Raw genomic sequence first — 18,257 nt, forward strand, 5'->3', positions numbered from 1 at the left:
ATAAAAATATAACCACTCTGTTTTTAAGAAATTATTAAATTATCCTATTTTGGTTCTTTGTATCCTTTATTTCATAAATTAAATACAAAAATACAACCAAATACTCAATAAAAACAAACCATAAGTTTTCTTGCCAAGGCGAATTTGCATACGCTTGATAACTTAAAATAATGACCAAGCTCCAGACAACAGGAAACCTATATTTTGTAAAAATAGATAGTATTAAGGGGGTTGCCAAATACCAAGGATGTAAGGTTGTGGTGGTAAAATAATAAAAACATAATACAAATAACATTGCTGTAAATAATTGTTTTAAAGGGGTGTTTTTTCTGAAAAAAGTTACCATAAGTAGGAAAATAATAGTCAGAATGGGGGTTATTTTTCCAATAATAGCAATTTCATTATATCCTCTAAATAAATAGCCGATTTCTCTAAAAAGATAATAGAAACTTGCATTAAACTCAAAAGTCTTAAACCATAAACCCACGGAATTACTATAGTTTGTAATTAATTCGGGTGAATAAAAAGGAAGGAATAGAAGAATATTTATGAGGAAAACAATTCCGTAAAAAGTAATTAGTTTGCTGATTCCTATATCGTTAAGAGTCCATTTTTCTTTCTTTATATTCGTCTTGTTTTTAGAAGAAAGAGAGGGCTTCACTTCTTTTAAAATAACCTTAGGCTTCACAAACCATTGAAAAAATAAAGGTAAAAATAACAGCGGAATTAATTTTACAGCAATAGAACAAGCAATAAGAATTGCAGCCAAAATCCATTTTTGTTGATAAAGTTTGTACATACCAAAAATCAAAAAGAAAAGCATTACGGGTTCAAAATGTAAATTGCCAGTCATTTCTATGATGATGAACGGATTTAGTGCATACCAAAAAACATTTTTTATAGGAATTTGTAATTTTACCAATAGTTTTTTGGCAAAAAATAAAATTCCGATTTCAGCGAGAATAATGATGATTCTTAAAACTAGAATAGCTCCAAAAATACTTTTACTAGACAAAATGGCTGCAATTAAAAAACAAAGTTGATTTAAGGGCGGATAATTTGTGTAATTGCTTCCATTTAAAGTGCCCATTCCCTCGTATAAAGTTGAAGCTTCTGCAATTGGATGCAATCCTTCTCGAATAAATGTTTGTGGTAAAGATATGTAGGGATTGAATCCTTCAAGAATCATTCTGCCATCCCAAATAAATCGATAAAAATCTTGTGATAAATTTGGAGTAGCAAAGAGAAATATCAATCTAAAAATAACAGCAATGACAACGAGTGTTTTAAATGAAATTTGTTTGCTTTTTATGAGCAGATAAAAACATCCAAATAGCAAAACCCATAGTATCAGTAGTTTATTGAAGGCAGTTCTTTCTAAAAAATAAGCAAATACAAAGTAAATAATTACACTAAAAAAGATAAGAAAAGCGTCTTTATATTTATAGTAAAAAGACATTATGCTTTAGAAAAAATAGATTTAAAAAATACATAAGAAAATCCTGCGAAAAGCATAAAATGAAAAGGAAATAAACCAAAATCTCCTCCTTGATCTCCAACAATAAAAGCGCTGTACATTCCGAAAATAAAATAAATGGCAAGCAATCCTTCTAAAATTACATGAGCAGAAGGTTTCTGTTTAATGTATTTGTTCTTTTTCCAGCCGTCTTTTAAAGTGGTAATATTAAATTTAGGCGTCCGAATAAATTCACTTTTTTTACCTAAATGACCTTCTAAAACGGCAATAGTATTGTGTAAAGAAAAGCCCATCGCTACTGAGAAAAAAGTAAAGAATGCGCCAATATATTTAATGAATTTTACAAAGCCACTTCCATAAATATTTTTATACATATACCAGTAACAAATAAAAAATATAAGAGAGCTGGCAACGAAAAAGCTCATCACATAAAAGTAGTTTTTTAAATGGGCATATTCATTTTTAATATATAACATAGGAACACTTAAAACAGCCACCACAAAAATGCAGATAAACATAGAGCTATTTAATAAGTGCAAGATTCCATGAATTTTTGTCTTCAAAGAAATGTTTTTACTGGTAATAATGCGTTTAAGCATTTTTTGAAAGTTCTCTGCACCTCCTTTATTCCATCTAAACTGTTGCGATCTTGCCGCGCTAATTACTACGGGCAATTCTGCTGGGGTTTCTACCTTTTCTAGATATTTAAATTTCCAGTTTTTAAGTTGTGCTCTATAACTTAAATCGATGTCTTCAGTCAGTGTATCACCTTCCCAATTACCGGCATCATAAATACATGTTTTACGCCAAATTCCGGCTGTACCATTAAAATTAATAAAATGACCTTTGCTATTTCTACCTACTTGTTCTAAAGTAAAATGAGCATCGAGCATAAAAGCTTGAATTCTAGTAAGCGCAGAATAATTTCTATTGATGTGCCCCCATCTTGTTTGCACAACACCGATTTCTGAATCTTTAAAATAAGGAACAGTTTGAAGCAACCAGTCTGTTTTTGGTAAAAAATCAGCATCAAAAATGGCAATAAATTCTCCTTTAGCCGTTTTAAGACCTTCTTTTAACGCACCCGCTTTAAATCCATTTCTATTAGATCTTCTAATATGTTGAATATCAATTCCTGTTTTTTGAATTTTTTTGATGAGCTTTGCAGTCATTTGCACAGATTCATCCGTAGAGTCATCTAATACTTGAATCTCTAATTTTTTTAAAGGATATTTTAATTTTACAATATTTTTAAGCAAACGCTCCATTACATATAGCTCGTTATAAACGGGCAATTGTATGGTGACAAAAGGAATTTCATCAGGGTTTTTAAAATTGAATTTTGGCGAGAGATCTTCTTTATTTCTGTATGTTATATAGTTTATAAGTAGATTTAGCTGTGCCAATGCATAGATAAAAATTAGCACCAGACAGCATGTATAAATGATGATAACTAAATATTCTAAAACCATTATTTAAAACTGTATTTAAAAATCCAACCAAGAATTTTTATACCTGCAAAGATAGAACCTTTTACTGTGCCTGAAACTTTAGAGACGCCAATTCTGTTTCTATATTTAACAGGAATCTCTACATAACTCATTTTCTGTTTTAAAACTTTTAATTGCATTTCTACTGTCCAACCGTAGGTTTTATCTTGCATTTTTAATGCTAATAATTCATTATATTTAATAGCTCTAAAAGGGCCTAAATCAGAAAATTTTGCATTAAAAAATAACTTCATTAATTTGGTCGCTAGCCAATTACCAAAAACTTGTTGAGGAGTCATTGAGCCGTTTTCGCGCAATTCTTTTACACGAGCTCCAACTACAAAATTGATGTTATCCTGTAAAATAGGGGCAATAATTTCTGTTAATTGTTCTGGATAATCAGAATAATCTCCATCTAAAAAAACAATAATAGAAGGTTTCGTTTTTTGTTTTGAAATATAATCCATCCCTTTAAGACAAGCATAACCATAGCCTTTTTTATTTTCGGATAATACTGTTGCACCCGCATTTTTAGCATTTATTTCAGTTGCATCCGTAGAATTATTACTAATGACAATAATTTCATCAACAATTTCAGGAATGTCTTTAATGACGTTTTCAATAGAATCTTGCTCGTTATAAGCAGGAATAATTACTTTAATAATAGGTTTCATTCTCTTAAATCGTTTAGATGATTCTCTTTTTTAAAGAAGAAAAATCCGTCCACTCTTTTATTTTTTAATATTTTAAAATTTATGTAGCATATTTCTGGCGCAAAAGTACCAATATTTAGTGGCTAAATGATGCTTAAAATGTTCTTCTTTTGTTGATACTTCCTTTTTATAGTAGCATTTTAGTGATCAAATTTACGGTCATTAAAAAATCATATTTCTTTTTTTGATGCCAAGGAGATTAGTGTTTTTTTAATATTTTAATACAATATATCATGGGATTCACAGAGATTTATAGAAAATATTTTAAAGAGAAAAAACCATTTCCTTTAGACTAGCTTTCGGAAGGTTTTTTTATTTTTTATTTACCAGTCCCATTAAATCAACATCATTTCCTAATAAAATTTCTGTCGGATTTATTCTTCCATTTTCTGGGCCGTTTTCTAGCTTTAGAACGCCTCTTGGGCAAACGGCAGAACATATTCCGCAACCTACACAGCTAGAGCGTATAATATTTTCACCTTTTTGGGCATAGGCTCTTACATCAATTCCTTGTTCACAATACGTAGAGCAATTTCCACAAGAAATGCATTGTCCGCCATTGGTAGTAATTCTAAATCTTGATTTAAAACGTTGCACAAAACCTAAATAAGCCGCCAATGGACAACCAAAGCGACACCAAACCCGATTTCCAAAAATAGGATAAAATCCAGTGCCAATAACCCCTGCAAAAATAGATCCTATTAAAAAGCCATAGATGTCTTGAATTGTTTGTGTTTTGATTCCGATAACCTGATTTGATCCGGAGTAGAACGTATATAATGCAAAACCTGTCATCACCAAAACAAAAATTAAAACGGAATGAATTACTATGCGTTCTACGCGCCAAGAAAGTAATGTTTTACTTGATAATTGTCGGTACGGATCTCCTAATGTTTCTGCCAAACCGCCGCAGCCGCAAACCCAAGAGCAATACCATCTTTTCCCAAAGAAATAGACCATAATAGGTACCACAACAATTGTTAAAACAACACCCCAAACTAAAATAAATAAACCAAATGTACCACTAGCAAGTAACTCGTTTAAGTTCCATTTAAAGAAAAAATCATAGTCTAAAGGAAACGCATTTTTAAAGTCGTACCAAGGTTTATCAAAACGAACTAAAATTTCTGGAATTAAAAAAGCAAATACAATTTGAAAGAATAAAACAGAGGTTGTTCTTAGAATTTGGTATTTATTATGGCGGTATTTTATATACATTCTTACGGCCATAACAATCATAACTATGCAATATAAAAAACCATATAAAAACCATTGACTTGCAGGGTTTCCGCTAATAGATTTGCTAATAGGATCTACTAAATACACCCAGTTTACAATAAAATCTGGATAGAAATAAAGGAGTATATAAAAAGTAACTAAAAAGAAAAAAGCAAACCAACCTATCCAACCACGATTTGTAGCAGGGTTTAAAAAGATTCCATCGTTTTTAATACCAGGTTTGCCTAATAAAACAACATCAGGAATAATGTAAAGTAATGCGCCAATAATGCCCAAGCCAAAAGTTAAAAACCACATCAAAACTTGGTTGTTCGCTGTGAATCCTTTACCAGCTTTTTTTGCTAGCGCAAAACTAATGCTTCGTATTTTATCCGGTATTTTGTATTGATATTGTGCTCCTTTTTGAGTCCAATTTTTTTCAGCATTATATTTTTCAATTAATGCATCATAATAATTGTTGGAGGTTTCGAAGGCTGTAATTACTTTATGAGAAAAAGCAAAAATATTTAAACCTTCTTGGTTTACAATTCCTTTAGAAAGTTCGTCTTTTATCACTTTGCTTTTATACCCTTTTTCGGCAATAAAAGTATCTAATTCTTGCGGTGTTAAACTGAATGAGCCTGTAAAAATAGTTCCTATAAAAATTGTCAATCCTATAAGGAAGACGATTAAACCAGTTTGTTTTATAAATTTCACAATGATAATTTTATGTTATGAGTTTTAATTGAAAGATTTTGATGCTTGCTTAATTCTAGTTATTTGAGAAAATTCGTTTCCAACTTTTTTTCTTTAATTGAATATTTGTGTTTTTCTCTTCATTGAATTTCGCTACAATTTCAGCTTCATATAATTTATAAAATTCAGGATCAAAATTAGCATCGGCTAAAAATTCTAAAACATAGGTAATAGGTTTATTTTCTGTGAGCCATTTATCAAAAATTTCGTGGCGCATTCTAATTCCAAAGGTATTAATCCCTAAAAATTGATTCGTATTTTTATCATATGAAATGGTGATGCACATATTTTCTTTTGCATGTTGCCACTGAAAGTATTCTTCATTTTCTTGCTTGTTTCGTTCACTAAAAACCCAGCCATAAGTTTGATACTCAATGTCTAAAAATTTTGCAGAATTAAACCAATGTCCTGGTTTGTATGCTCTTTTATTTCCACAAATTGTTTGTGCTAGGGTTTCTCCCATCATGCGGCCTGTATACCAAACAGCTTCAATATTTCTGCGTTGCCCAATAGCTGTATGCTGTTCGGCACAATCTCCAATAGCAAAAACATCAGGAATGTTGGTTTCTAGGTAACGGTTGACTAAAACTCCTCTATTAGTTTCTATTTTTGAGTTTTTTATAAAATCAATATTCGGTGTAACTCCTGCAGTTAATCCGACTACATTACAAAAGATTTCTTCTCCTGTTTCTTCAATAATAACCGATTTTACGTGGCCATTTTCATCCGCTTTAATTTCTTTTAAATTGGTGCTCAATCGCAAATCTATATGATGATCTTGAATGTGTTTATTGATCATTTTTGATTCTTGTGCAGGTAAAACACCATTCCAAAAACTAGCTTCACGAACTAAAAATGTAACCGGAATATCTCTGCTTCTTAGCATTTCTGCGAGCTCAATTCCTATCAATCCGCCACCAACAATTACGGCTCTTTTACACACTTCTTTATTAGGAGCGTGTTTTTCTAAATTTTCTAAATCTTGTTTATGATACATCCCCATAACTCCTTCTAAATCTTGTCCGGGCCACCCGAATTTATTGGGTTTAGAACCTGTTGCAAGAATTAGTTTATCATAAGAAAGTGCCGAAGAATCCTTGAATTCTAATATTTTTTTATCCGTGTTTATTGCTGTTACAAAACCTTCTTTTAAATCGATGTTATTTTTATTCCAGAACCAATTTTCATAAGGTTGTGTGTGTTCAAACTTCATATGTCCCATATAGACGTACATAAGTGCCGTTCTAGAAAAAAAATATGTTGTTTCTGCAGAAACTAGTGTGATTTTATGATCAGAATTTTTCCTGATATGCCTTGCGGCGGTAACACCAGAAATTCCGTTTCCAATAATAACAATATGTTCCATAGTTAGTTGATTGATTATTGCCTTTAAGTCGATGTTAAAGGTAAGACCTTAAGTTTTAACTGTAATTTAGAATAGATTTAAATAAAAATTAAACTAAGTTAAGCTCTTTTTAATATAGTTTTACTGCCAATTTAACCTTATCATGTTGCAATAAATCGTTTATTTTTGCTTATGTTCTAATTTTAAGAATTCAATTTATGCACAATGCGCTATAAATTTAAATGGTAATACGAGTTTTATTTTGATGAAAATCACTATTTTTAAAAATATTTATGAAAACAAAATACTTCTTTTTATTCGGACTAATTCTTTTACAGTTATCGTGTAAAAGTCAAACCAAAAAAATTAATGGATTAAGTTTTGTGGCATCAAGAGATACCATTGATGCTACTCATATAGCCCCAGTTATTAAGGCGCAAAGTAATTATGTTGCCTTGATGCCTTTTGGTTTTATTAGAGAATTAGCATCGCCAAAAATAACACATAACTCAAATAGGCAATGGTTTGGAGAAACTAAAAACGGATTGTTACAATATGCAAAACAGTTTCAAAAAAACACCATAAAAGTGATGGTAAAACCTCAAATTTGGGTTTGGCGTGGAGAATTTACAGGTGATATCGCAATGGATTCTGAAGAAAAATGGACTATTTTAGAAGAATCATATTCAGATTTTATTTTAACCTATGCAAGAGCAGCACAAGAAATTAGGGCAGATATGTTTTGTATCGGCACAGAATTGGAGAAATTTGTAATGCAAAGACCACAATATTGGCAAAAACTAATTTTAGAAATTAGAAAAATATTTGAAGGAAAATTAACATATGCTGCAAATTGGGACGAATTTAAAAGGGTTCCTTTTTGGGGAGAAATTGATTTGATTGGGATTGATGCTTATTTTCCTTTGAGTGATAAAAAATCGCCCACAATACAAGAATTTGAAAGTGGATGGAAACCTCATAAAGAAGAAATTATGAGAATTCAAAAAAAGTTCGATAGACCTATTTTATTCACCGAATTTGGTTATCGAAGTATGGATTTTAATGGCAAACAACCTTGGGATTCTAATAGAGTAGAAGGGAATATAAATTTACAAGCTCAGTCAGATGCTTTAAAGGCGATACACAATCAGTTTTGGAATGAAGACTGGTTTGCCGGTGGTTTTATTTGGAAATGGTTTCACAGGCATGATTATGTTGGAGGAGAAAATAACAATAGATTTACACCACAAAATAAACCTGCCGAAGTCTTAATTCAGCAATTATATAAGCAATAGCTTTTTTTGTAAAAACGTGATAAATGTCTTAAAAAATATTCGAAAAAAAACTTATATTTGTTCAGTATTTAAAAATAATTACCTATGAAAAAGATAATAATACCCGTAGATTTCTCTGAATATTCAGAGTTCGCATTGAGAGCCGCTGCACTTTTATCAAAAAAAATAGACATTTTGGTTTATGCAGTGCACATGTTAGATTTACCAGATGTAAGTTTATCACAAAGTAATGAGTATAGCCAAGAAAAAACCATACTTATTACAAAGTTAGCAGAAAAAAGATTTAAAAATTTTCTAGAGAAAGATTATTTAGCAGGCGTTAAAGTGATACCTATTATTAAGAGTTCTAAAGTCTTTAGTGAGTTGAATTCAATTGTAAACGAAGTGGATGCAGACTTTATAATTATGGGTTCTCATGGGTCAAGTGGGTTAAAAGAATTCTTCTTCGGCTCTAATACAGAAAAAGTAATTAGATATGCGGATGTACCTGTTTTAGTCTTGAAAAATGAGTTGCGAGATGTTAATTTTTCTGATATTGTTATTGCTACAGATTTTTCTGAAGAATCAATTGTTGGCTTTAAAAAGGTATTAAATTCATTAGACTTTTTTAATGCTAGAAAACATCTTTTATATGTAAATTTACCTAACGAAAATTTTAAGACAACTCCAGAAATGGACTTTCTTGCAAATAATTTTTTAATGCAAGCAGAAGGAAATATCGATAGATTAATCAATGTTAATTTTGTTTGTGCAAAATCTATTGAAGAGGGGATTTTAACATTTTCAGATGTAATAGGAGCAGATTTAATAACGCTCATTACAAATGGTAGAAAAGGACTGTCTCATATTTTCTCTGGAAGTATTTCTGAAGATATTTCAAACCATTCATCTTTACCAATCATGACTTTTAAAATGTAAAAGTTAGAATCGTTTAAATAATTAGTGCTGGTTTTTTTATTTCGATCTCTAGATTCGTAAGCATTAATTATACAGTGTTCTTTGTAGTTTGTTTATACACAGATATTTTTAGAGATATTTCACTATTCGATCACAGACAAATAATCTTATTCCATTTGTTATTTAGGAAGGCAAGGTAAAATCAGAATAATGGGCACAAGTTTTATAAAGTAAAGAGCGTTATTGGACAAAAAGCCAATGCAGCTATGCTTATAAATCTTTAGAATTGGTGTTCATACGATTTTAAACATATAATGTCGTAATAAATCGTTTAATTTTCGCTTCTTTGTTTTAAAAAATCACCATTACAAAAGCGGTACGAATCCTTTTAAAGTTGAATGAATAAAAAAATAATTCAATTTATTTACACGTTACTATACATCTAAATTGGTGTTAATGATATAGAGGCTTCCATATTCTATTGGATTAATGTTACCAAAAATCGTGTGTATTTTTAACTTATTTCTTTTTTTTAAAGGTGTATTAGTGCCACAATGCTTCAAAAAAATATAGTTTAAATTGTTTTTTTTGTTTAAAAACACTTATTCCTTATTCTAGTACATTTATTTTCTAAAAAGCTCAAATACTACTACGCACCTTTTTTTGGCATTTAGACCTTTATTTAATTGTAAATTTGAATATCAATAATTTATAAACTTATAATTTCCCCCAATTATGAAAACGAATACTTTAAAACAATTAGCAATTCTTTTGACCTGTGCAATAGGTCTTTATACTACAGGTCTTAATCTAGTTACAATACCTAGCATACAATCTTTATCAGATGCAGCGACTGTTATGACTTTTTTCTCTTGTTTCTTCCCTTTCTCAATTTTATCAATCAACTTATCGATTCAAATGCTAAAAACATTTTTTAAATTTTTTAAGTTGACAACATACTAGTCTTCATTGTGAATTGTTTAAGCTAATTAGGTTTTTAAATTTAAATCAACATCAGATTTAAGAAAAGTATATGTCTAATTTTTTTAAAAAGTGATTTTAATGGATATAGTTTGCATCTAATGAAGATTTAAACAGTTCTCTAAATCGTAAATAGGATCAGTATTAAACAAAATCATTTAATTATAAGGAAAAAATTAAACTTTAGCATGACTACGGTCATGGGGATACAGGAACTAATTATTTAACTTTGACGAGTCTTATAAATTTAATTTTTTATTAATATTAAAGTTGAAGCCTTGCATAATTTAAAAAGAAATTTAGCCTGATTATTTATAGTTTTATTGTTAAAACTCCATTTAATATCTAATAAGTGATGAAGCTTTTAAAAAATTATCTAGATACTACAAATTAAATAAGGAAGTGTAAATACTGTAGGGTGTATTTATACGATTCTGGAGCGTCTTAAGAAAAAAATTAAGGCGCTTTTTTTTATTTAAAACATTACTTAAGTTCAAGTAACAAACGCAAATTTTAGAGATAGATATTTTATATTTTTCAGAAGAAAAGAAAGGACAATAGTCTTTTCTTCTTTCTGAACGGATAAATGTCTATATTTCTTCCGTCTAAAAATTATAGTAAGACACCTACAATCGCACCTATAAAAGCAATTGTTCTTTAAAATACTTCGTTTATTCTATATACAGCTCATATATTACAAACGTCCTTTTTTTAGTCTTCAAGATTTAATTTAATCTTAAATTGAAAACAGTTCTTAAAGAATATAAATCATCATAATTTTTTAACAAAAAACTATTTTAATCAATTACAAACTTAAGGCTAGAATTATTTTAAAGGAGTAGCTAAATTAAAAAAGAAGTAAAGAATTTCTTACATTGAAATTATTGTAAGAACTTCTTTATTTCTTTAATTTATAATCGTTCAAATCAATTTTGATAAACCCAAAATCTATTCAAAAGAAAAATATTTAAGAATTCTTGTTATAATGAATATCTTATTTTAAAAGAGTAGAAAGTAATAAATTCTGGGTTCAATAATAATTATAAATCATGGGGAGCACTAAAATTACAATACTTTATGTATTGGTTTTAATTTGAATTACTACAATTATGTATATATCATCTAGTTTAATTAAGGTTCTTTTCGATTTATCGAAAGAAAAAAATGCTCATCATCGATATAGAACGTTTAAAAGTTGTATAATACAATATTTTAAAGCTATAAGTTTTAATTTTATTGTTCATGAAAGCCTCTATTCGAATTTATTTTGTGATAAATATCATATTTTAACAGCATAGAAAGCAATAAATTTATAAGGTGATAAGAATGAAATGAATCAATCTAAAAATTATTTTTTTTACCTAATGATTAAACAGGAAACCCTAAAACCAATACATATGAAAACAAAATTTTTTACCCTAATTTTTTTTCTAGCACTTTTTCAAAGTTGTAGTAATGAATTTACAAAAGAAGTTTCAGAACCCGTAGATTATATTACGGATGATATCACAACTTTAGTAGTTCCAGAAGGTCATGACTTAAGACCTATTGCCTTACAAAATACAAGTATCAATTTGTCCGAAACATCTCGTGCAGACATGGTAAGAGTGAAAGTATTTGAAGTGGAAGACGGTAACTATAAGTTATTATATAGTGGTGTAATCGATAGAGAAACATCAATAAATAATGTAGTTAAAGTGCCAAATCACATCCGTTTATTATCGGTACAAGCTGATTTGGCCATAGGAACCAGAGAATGGATTCTAACCCCTAGTGAATTACAAAATTTAGTTATTGAAGATGAAATTGTACCAGATGTGGATGCAGATGAAAACAAAAGTGCTACTTCGGGAAAATCAAGTGCTAAGACCTCATCTAAAACAAGCGCATTCGTAGCTGGTGATGAACCGCCAACTTGGGACTGTGGTGATTTCGATGAATTTACGGGAAATGACAATGACGATTTTAGTATTACAAACAGTTCAACGCAAGGAATTAATGTAGATAAAAAAACAACCATATACATTTGTAGTGGTGGTTCTTGGAATCCAAGTTTTTTAAATGATAATGGTGGTAAACTTGAAATATATGTAGGGGAAGGAGCTACTTTAACACTTTCAGGAACTATAAATTCAACTATTTACAATGTAGGTACCTTTAATGGTGTCAATATAAATATTTCAAAAGATGCAGCATTTGATAACTGGGGAACAACCAATATAGTAGGTAATTTAAGTGCTAGTTCCAAAGATATTAATATTTATAACGGAACTTGCAATGTTTCTGGATCGGTAGATTTAACAGAAAACGGTCATTTAGATGTAGATGGAGGAAGACTTGCTATCGGCGGACATGTAACAAATTCAGGAACGTTTCATAACAAAGTAAACTCTGAAACTGTTGTTGCGGGTAACTTTACAATTAATGGCAACGGATCTTTTAGCAATGAATGTAAAACCACTATTGCTGGTAATTTTATCAATAATAAAAAAGTTGATTTTACAAACGCTTCTTATACGGTTATTGCAGGTAGTTTTATCAATAATTCAGACAGTGAAGTAACGATTAAAGAAGGTTCTGTTTTTAAATCGGCAAGTATTCAGTCTAATGCTAAAATAAAAGGAAGCAAGGCATATTCTGTTATAGAAACAGGGGCTATCACATTTGTTGGTAACTCATCAGGCTTTGAAGGAGAATTAGATATCTGTTCCGATAGTTTTACCGAAAGTATGAGAAATAATAAAGTTATAAATACTTGTGATACTTTTATTTCTCCAAGTGCATGCTCATTAGGTTATAATAATGTGATAGATGAAGATAATGATGGTGTTATTGCGGGTGTAGATGTAGATGACAATAACCCTAATGTAGCTTCTTACAACTTTCCACAAGGAGAAGGTAGTTTTTATACTTCGTTATATGAGGATTTGTATCCATGTATGGGAGATTACGATTTAAATGACTTTGTACATAATTATAGTTACCAAGAAGGAGTTTTAAATGGCGTAATCAACGAAATTAAGTTCGATTATAAATTTCCGGCAATCGGAGCTGGTTTTAATAATAGCTTTGTTTTAAGAGTGATGGATGATGGCGATACTGCAGTTTTAACTTTAGATGCAGCGAGTGCTTATGATAGTGCAGAAATTACAAGAGTGCATGATACCGAAAATAATACAACGTTGTTTGTCTTCAATAACATAAAATCGATTTATACTAGTAATACAGGGGCAATCATAAATACCGTTCGAATTGATTATGCAAATATTCCAGTAATCTCAGGAACCGTTACCAAGATCAACGGTGCTTATGACGAGTTTATATTGCAAAACGGAGAAATGGGGCATGAAATACATCCTTTATACAATGAGTTACATCGTAATTTTGCGGCTTTAAATTCGCCTTCTATGTATAATGACGAGAATAACTTTTCACGTTGTGATGATAAGTCTTCAGGCACTAACCTCTTTGTTAACAATAATGGGTTTCCTTGGGTGTTAACAGATCTTCCTGTTGATTTACCTTGGCCTAAAGAAGGTATTTCAATTTTAGAAGCATTTCCTAATTTTGATGATTTTGTAACGTCAAATCCTGCATTAGATTGGTATACAAATATTAATGGCAATAGAAATTCGGCTAATTTAATTGAATAGCACATTAATACAGTGCAACCATTAGCTTACAAAGGCTCTCCATACTATTGAATTAATCAATATGGAGAGTCTTTTTTTTGGCTCATTTTTCTTGATAATTGAAATAGTTTGTTTTTAAAAATCAAAAAGATCAGTATTTTAAACCTTTTGTCAAACTACTATAAAAAACACCTTGGTCGTTCATAAAAGTGCTTTTTTTGTTGTTTAAATTTAAGGAGTCTCCATTAAAATCAGTAGCTTTTAGATTTAATTCTTGAAAGATGCAAGCAGTAGCTGCAAAATCCCAAATGCTACCACCACCTTTTTCTTTTTTAGGTAGTTTTAAGAAGATAGCGGGTGCGTTTTCTGCAACCAAAATAGCATTTAAAATAGCTCCTGATCCCGAAATTTCTTTCAGTTCTTGTATCTTTAAAGTATTCATTTTATGTTGAATTATTTCTTTAATTTGAGCTTGTTTTGGGGTGTCATCTAACTTTTTATCCGTTGCATACGTTAAATAGTCATTTGTAGCGGTAACCTCCCATTTTTCACCATTTTTAAAAGCGCCTTTTCCTTTAATAGCATAGTAGAGATGGTCTTTGCTAGGGTCGTAAACTACACCAATATGGGGTGTACCATCTTTAGCTACCAAAGCAATGGATACCGAAAACCCTGGGTATTTATTGATAAAAGCCAAAGTACCATCCATCGGGTCAATACACCAAAAATAATCTTTTTGAAATCTACTTTCGTCATCTTCGGTTTCTTCGGATAATAAGGCAATATCAAAGGCAGTACAAGTTGGTTTTAAATGCGAAAAAATAATCTTTTCACAAGCGAGATCTACGGCAGTTACCACTTGTGACCCATAGCTATCACCTCCTTCTTTTTTTTCGACGATTACCTCTTGATTCATGGCTTTTTGTATGACCTTTCCGGCAGCGAGTGCTGCTTTTATAGCAATTTTTGTAAGGTGTTGTAAATCCATTTTAAAGAGTTTTAATGACTGCTTTGGTCAGGCGTTCACTATAGCTATTTATTTTCCAATGCCCCGGACTCCATCCTTTTAAAAACCGATGAAAATCTGCCCAAGCTACAGGATATAAATCCCGCCATTCTCTCTCTAACGCTTCATTTTTATTTCCCAAAGCCCTTTGTAAATAGCTAAAATACGTGTCTAGAATTTTAGTTTCTAAGCGTTCACAATCTTCTTCATCCAAACAGCTTCCTATAAAATAAGCAACATCTTTCATGCCGCAACCACCACCTACATACTGAAAATCTACTCCTGCTACTTGTCCGTTTTCAGAAAAACAAAAGTTTGCTAATTTGGCATCACCGTGCACCAAAGTTTGGTACATACAAGAGTTTAATTTACGATCGATTTTAGCCGCAGCTTCTTTCAAGTCGATATCTTTTAGTGCTTCAAGTTCTTGAGGTCTTGTGTCTAAATGCCAATACGTACCAATTTTCCAAAGGTCTTCGGGTGTTTTACCCAGATAACTTACATGAAATTTTGCCAACCATTCTAAACAGGCTGCAATGCCGAGCCAAGAAATGTTTTGTTTGCGCAACGAATACCCAGCAGCATCTAAATCTTCTAGAACAATGAGCACTTCATCATTTTGATGAGCAATACCATAACATTTGGGCAAACGTGCGGTACTTTGTGCACTATAATTTTGATACCAAGCAGTTTCTATTTGATAAGATTTTAGCTTTCGTTGATGTCCTATTTCTGAATTCCATCCTTTAGGATGTAGACTTTGTTCTGGCAGTTGTATGTGTTTTACGATCACACTTTTTAAGAGACTACCTTGTAAGAAAATGCGCATAATTTTACCATAACCACTCCATAATTCTTGAATGACTTCTTGTTCTTGCACAGCAGTGGCGCCTGTTTTTTCTAATAATATGGATTTGAAGTAGTTGTTCATATGGCATCAAAAATAGAAAATACTTTGCTGTAGGCAAATCTTTTTGAGTTTTTAAGACCTGTAAGATCTAGTTTTATTCATACCAAAAATAGATGTTTATTTTTTTATCTTCATAACAAACGTTCTCTCGGTTTTTATCTATAATATTTTTGTTTTTTAACAATATTATTGATCCATAAGATGAGTATGTAAAATTGTTATAGATTGGATGATTTTCTGGATTGAGTTGTTTTATAACCTAACATCAGTAAGTTTCATATTAGGATACTTTCTCTCTAATTAATAGTCCTTAAAAGAATTTATAACTTCAATTTATGACTGTTTTTAGTTCATTTTAAATTCATTGTAATTTTTGTTTTCAATGTTAGTCTCGAATAGTTAAGTCTAAAGGTATACAAATAGCTGTAAAATAAAAGGAAATAATTACCGCATCTTCACTTTAAAATACAAAGCATCTTCTTGATTTATAAATAAAATTAAGTCTGTATTTCTTTGCGGATTTTTTAGAATCATCGTAGTAATGTCTCCTACCGTTTTGATCAGGGGTTTTTGTGATTTTTTAGATCCCTTAAAACGATATAATACGCTTAAATTGGTGTCAAAATTTTTAAATTTTAGCGCTATATTTTTAGATGCGTTCATTCTAATCGTGCCAGTTTTTGGAGAAATTAAGTCAGTTTGTAAACCCAAGAAAGTAGCTTTATAAAGAGGTTGCTTGTAAAAATCTTGCAAAGTCATGTTACCAAAACGCAAAACCCAAATAGTTTCTTCGGGATAATGAGATTTAAATATTTTATCTTTAGGAATGTCAAAAAAATACGGATTAAATTCACGAACCCATTGGTTTCCAGAATTATAACCAGTTGCCCAAGTAGCATCTAAAATAAGCCATTTTTCATCAATTCTCACGGCGTTCCAGGCATGGTTTACCGCGGTAGAAGTTGTACCAATTTCATTGGGATTATTTCTAACATATCCTTTAATTACTTCAGATTCAATATTTAATAAATCGCAAAGTATTTTAAAAGCCTGTGCATATTCCTCGCAAACTCCTGTTTTATTTTGAAACATGTCTGCAACTAACTGGTATTTTAAAGCTTGTAATTTATTATTTTTTTCAGCTTCGGATGAAAATTCAATACGAAATCGTCTTGGTTTCGGGTTGTAATATTCTTTTAAGTTATAGCGGATGTTTTGTGTCAACCAAAAAAAAGCTGCTCTCGCTTTTTCTAAATCAGTCCTAAAATCTTTTTTAATTTGATTGGCTAAATCTTCTGCTTTAGAAAAGCGAGGGTAGTCAAGAATCTTTGTATCAACATCAGAAAAATCTTGAGAATTTAAAGAAATACTGAAAAATAGAAAAAGAGTAATCAGTTGTTTCATTAATTTTATAAGTAGAAATTTAAACTAAATAGGATGCAACTACTTTTTTGTTTTGATTTCATATCAGCGTTTTTTTAGTCTTCTTTTTTTAGTTTAAAAAGTCAAAACATTGCTCCGTTTTAACAACATAATAGGCACGCATGTGAATTTTATCAAAATAAACATTAATACAAAGCAGATAAATCCTGCAATAATCCAAAATTTTACCATTCTATTATTTTTATAATGGTTCTTTTTCCTAAAAGATTTTAAAAACCTTGCAAGCTGAAATAACGATACAGGATGTTTTATAAATTGTTCACTGTTTTTCTGATGGCAACCAAATTCGTTAATAATTTTTCCAAATTATCTAAATGCAACATATTTGCACCGTCAGATTTTGCATTTGCAGGATCAAAATGAGTTTCAATAAATAATCCATCTACATGATTTACAATTCCGGCTCTGGCAATTGTTTCAATCATTTCTGGTCTTCCGCCAGTAACACCAGTTGTTTGATTTGGTTGTTGTAAAGAATGCGTAACATCTAAAATTGTAGGAGCAAATTTGCGCATTTCAGGAATTCCTCTAAAATCAACAATCATATCTTGGTATCCAAACATGGTTCCTCTATCTGTAATCCATGCTTTTTGAGATCCTGCATCTTTTACTTTCTGTACGGCATGTTTCATGGCGCCAGGACTCATAAACTGTCCTTTTTTTAAGTTGACAACTTTTCCTGTTTGTGCAGCCGCAACGACCAAATCTGTTTGACGTACTAAAAATGCAGGAATCTGCAAAACATCAACATATTCTGCAGCTTTAGCGGCGTCAGAAACTTCATGAATATCAGTAACCGTCGGTACATGAAAAGTTTCTGAAACTTTTTGTAAAATTTTCAATGCCTTTTCATCTCCAATACCTGTAAAACTATCAATTCTACTTCTGTTTGCCTTTTTAAAACTTCCTTTAAAAATATAGGGAATTGCAAGTTTATCAGTAATTGTAATTACTTTTTCGGCAATTCTTAGCGCCATTTCTTCACTTTCAATAGCACAAGGTCCTGCTAAAAGAAAGAAATTATTAGTATCTAAGTGTTTTATATTCGGAATTTCAGATAAAATCATTTGTAAAATTTTATGCAAAAATACGAA

Annotated in this window: 12 protein-coding genes; 3 read left to right on the forward strand and 9 right to left on the reverse strand. The window is 30.7% G+C overall.

What is annotated here, in order from left to right; translation table 11 throughout:
* Positions 1-34: 34 nt before the first annotated feature.
* From K8354_RS01030 to K8354_RS01050, 5 genes are all read right to left on the reverse strand, one after another.
* Positions 35-1,459 carry an MptA/MptB family glycosyltransferase gene (locus K8354_RS01030; protein WP_223444727.1) on the reverse strand — a complete coding sequence of 475 codons (1,425 nt, stop codon included), beginning with the start codon at positions 1,457-1,459 and terminating at the stop codon, positions 35-37.
* On the reverse strand, positions 1,459-2,949 hold the full coding sequence (locus tag K8354_RS01035) for a cellulose synthase family protein (protein ID WP_223444730.1): 1,491 nt from the start codon (positions 2,947-2,949) through the stop codon (positions 1,459-1,461). Before K8354_RS01035 ends, K8354_RS01030 begins: the two co-directional genes overlap by 1 nt.
* Positions 2,949-3,641 (reverse strand): glycosyltransferase family 2 protein, encoded by a 693-nt coding sequence (locus K8354_RS01040; protein ID WP_223444732.1) that lies wholly within the window; start codon positions 3,639-3,641, stop codon positions 2,949-2,951. Before K8354_RS01040 ends, K8354_RS01035 begins: the two co-directional genes overlap by 1 nt.
* A 351-nt stretch (positions 3,642-3,992) precedes the next feature.
* Positions 3,993-5,615, reverse strand: a complete 1,623-nt coding sequence (locus tag K8354_RS01045) for a 4Fe-4S binding protein (protein WP_223444735.1) — start codon at positions 5,613-5,615, stop codon at positions 3,993-3,995.
* Positions 5,616-5,670: 55 nt separating this feature from the next.
* On the reverse strand, positions 5,671-7,020 hold the full coding sequence (locus K8354_RS01050; RefSeq protein WP_223444737.1) for an NAD(P)/FAD-dependent oxidoreductase: 1,350 nt from the start codon (positions 7,018-7,020) through the stop codon (positions 5,671-5,673).
* A 272-nt stretch (positions 7,021-7,292) separates the two neighbouring features.
* On the opposite strand from K8354_RS01050, the gene K8354_RS01055 reads away from it, so the two are divergent.
* The 3 genes from K8354_RS01055 to K8354_RS01065 all read left to right on the forward strand — a co-directional run bounded on the left by K8354_RS01055 (position 7,293) and on the right by K8354_RS01065 (position 13,825).
* Positions 7,293-8,294, forward strand: coding sequence for a glycoside hydrolase family 113 (locus K8354_RS01055; RefSeq protein ID WP_223444738.1), 1,002 nt, complete (start codon positions 7,293-7,295; stop codon positions 8,292-8,294).
* An 84-nt stretch (positions 8,295-8,378) separates the two neighbouring features.
* A complete protein-coding gene (locus K8354_RS01060) occupies positions 8,379-9,212 on the forward strand; it encodes a universal stress protein (RefSeq protein WP_223444739.1) in 834 nt (277 codons plus the stop codon).
* Between the two features lie 2,357 nt (positions 9,213-11,569).
* The gene (locus K8354_RS01065; RefSeq protein ID WP_223444740.1) at positions 11,570-13,825 is read left to right on the forward strand and encodes an LruC domain-containing protein; all 2,256 of its coding nucleotides are present in this window, start codon (positions 11,570-11,572) and stop codon (positions 13,823-13,825) included.
* Positions 13,826-13,955: 130 nt separating this feature from the next.
* Here K8354_RS01065 and K8354_RS01070 read toward each other — a convergent pair whose 3' ends face one another.
* The 4 genes from K8354_RS01070 to kdsA form a co-directional block, all read right to left on the reverse strand.
* The gene (locus K8354_RS01070; protein ID WP_223444741.1) at positions 13,956-14,792 is read right to left on the reverse strand and encodes a 3'(2'),5'-bisphosphate nucleotidase CysQ family protein; all 837 of its coding nucleotides are present in this window, start codon (positions 14,790-14,792) and stop codon (positions 13,956-13,958) included.
* A 1-nt stretch (position 14,793) separates the two neighbouring features.
* Complete coding sequence (locus tag K8354_RS01075) at positions 14,794-15,741, reverse strand: phosphotransferase (protein WP_223444743.1); 948 nt, start codon at positions 15,739-15,741, stop codon at positions 14,794-14,796.
* Between the two features lie 423 nt (positions 15,742-16,164).
* Positions 16,165-17,124, reverse strand: coding sequence for a transglutaminase domain-containing protein (locus K8354_RS01080; protein WP_223444745.1), 960 nt, complete (start codon positions 17,122-17,124; stop codon positions 16,165-16,167).
* A 287-nt stretch (positions 17,125-17,411) separates the two neighbouring features.
* Positions 17,412-18,230: a 3-deoxy-8-phosphooctulonate synthase gene (gene kdsA, locus K8354_RS01085; RefSeq protein ID WP_223444747.1), complete on the reverse strand. Its 819-nt coding sequence runs from the start codon at positions 18,228-18,230 to the stop codon at positions 17,412-17,414.
* Positions 18,231-18,257 lie beyond the last annotated feature (27 nt).

It is taken from the genome of Polaribacter litorisediminis, from assembly GCF_019968605.1.
In the GTDB taxonomy this organism is placed as follows: Bacteria; Bacteroidota; Bacteroidia; order Flavobacteriales; family Flavobacteriaceae; genus Polaribacter; species Polaribacter litorisediminis.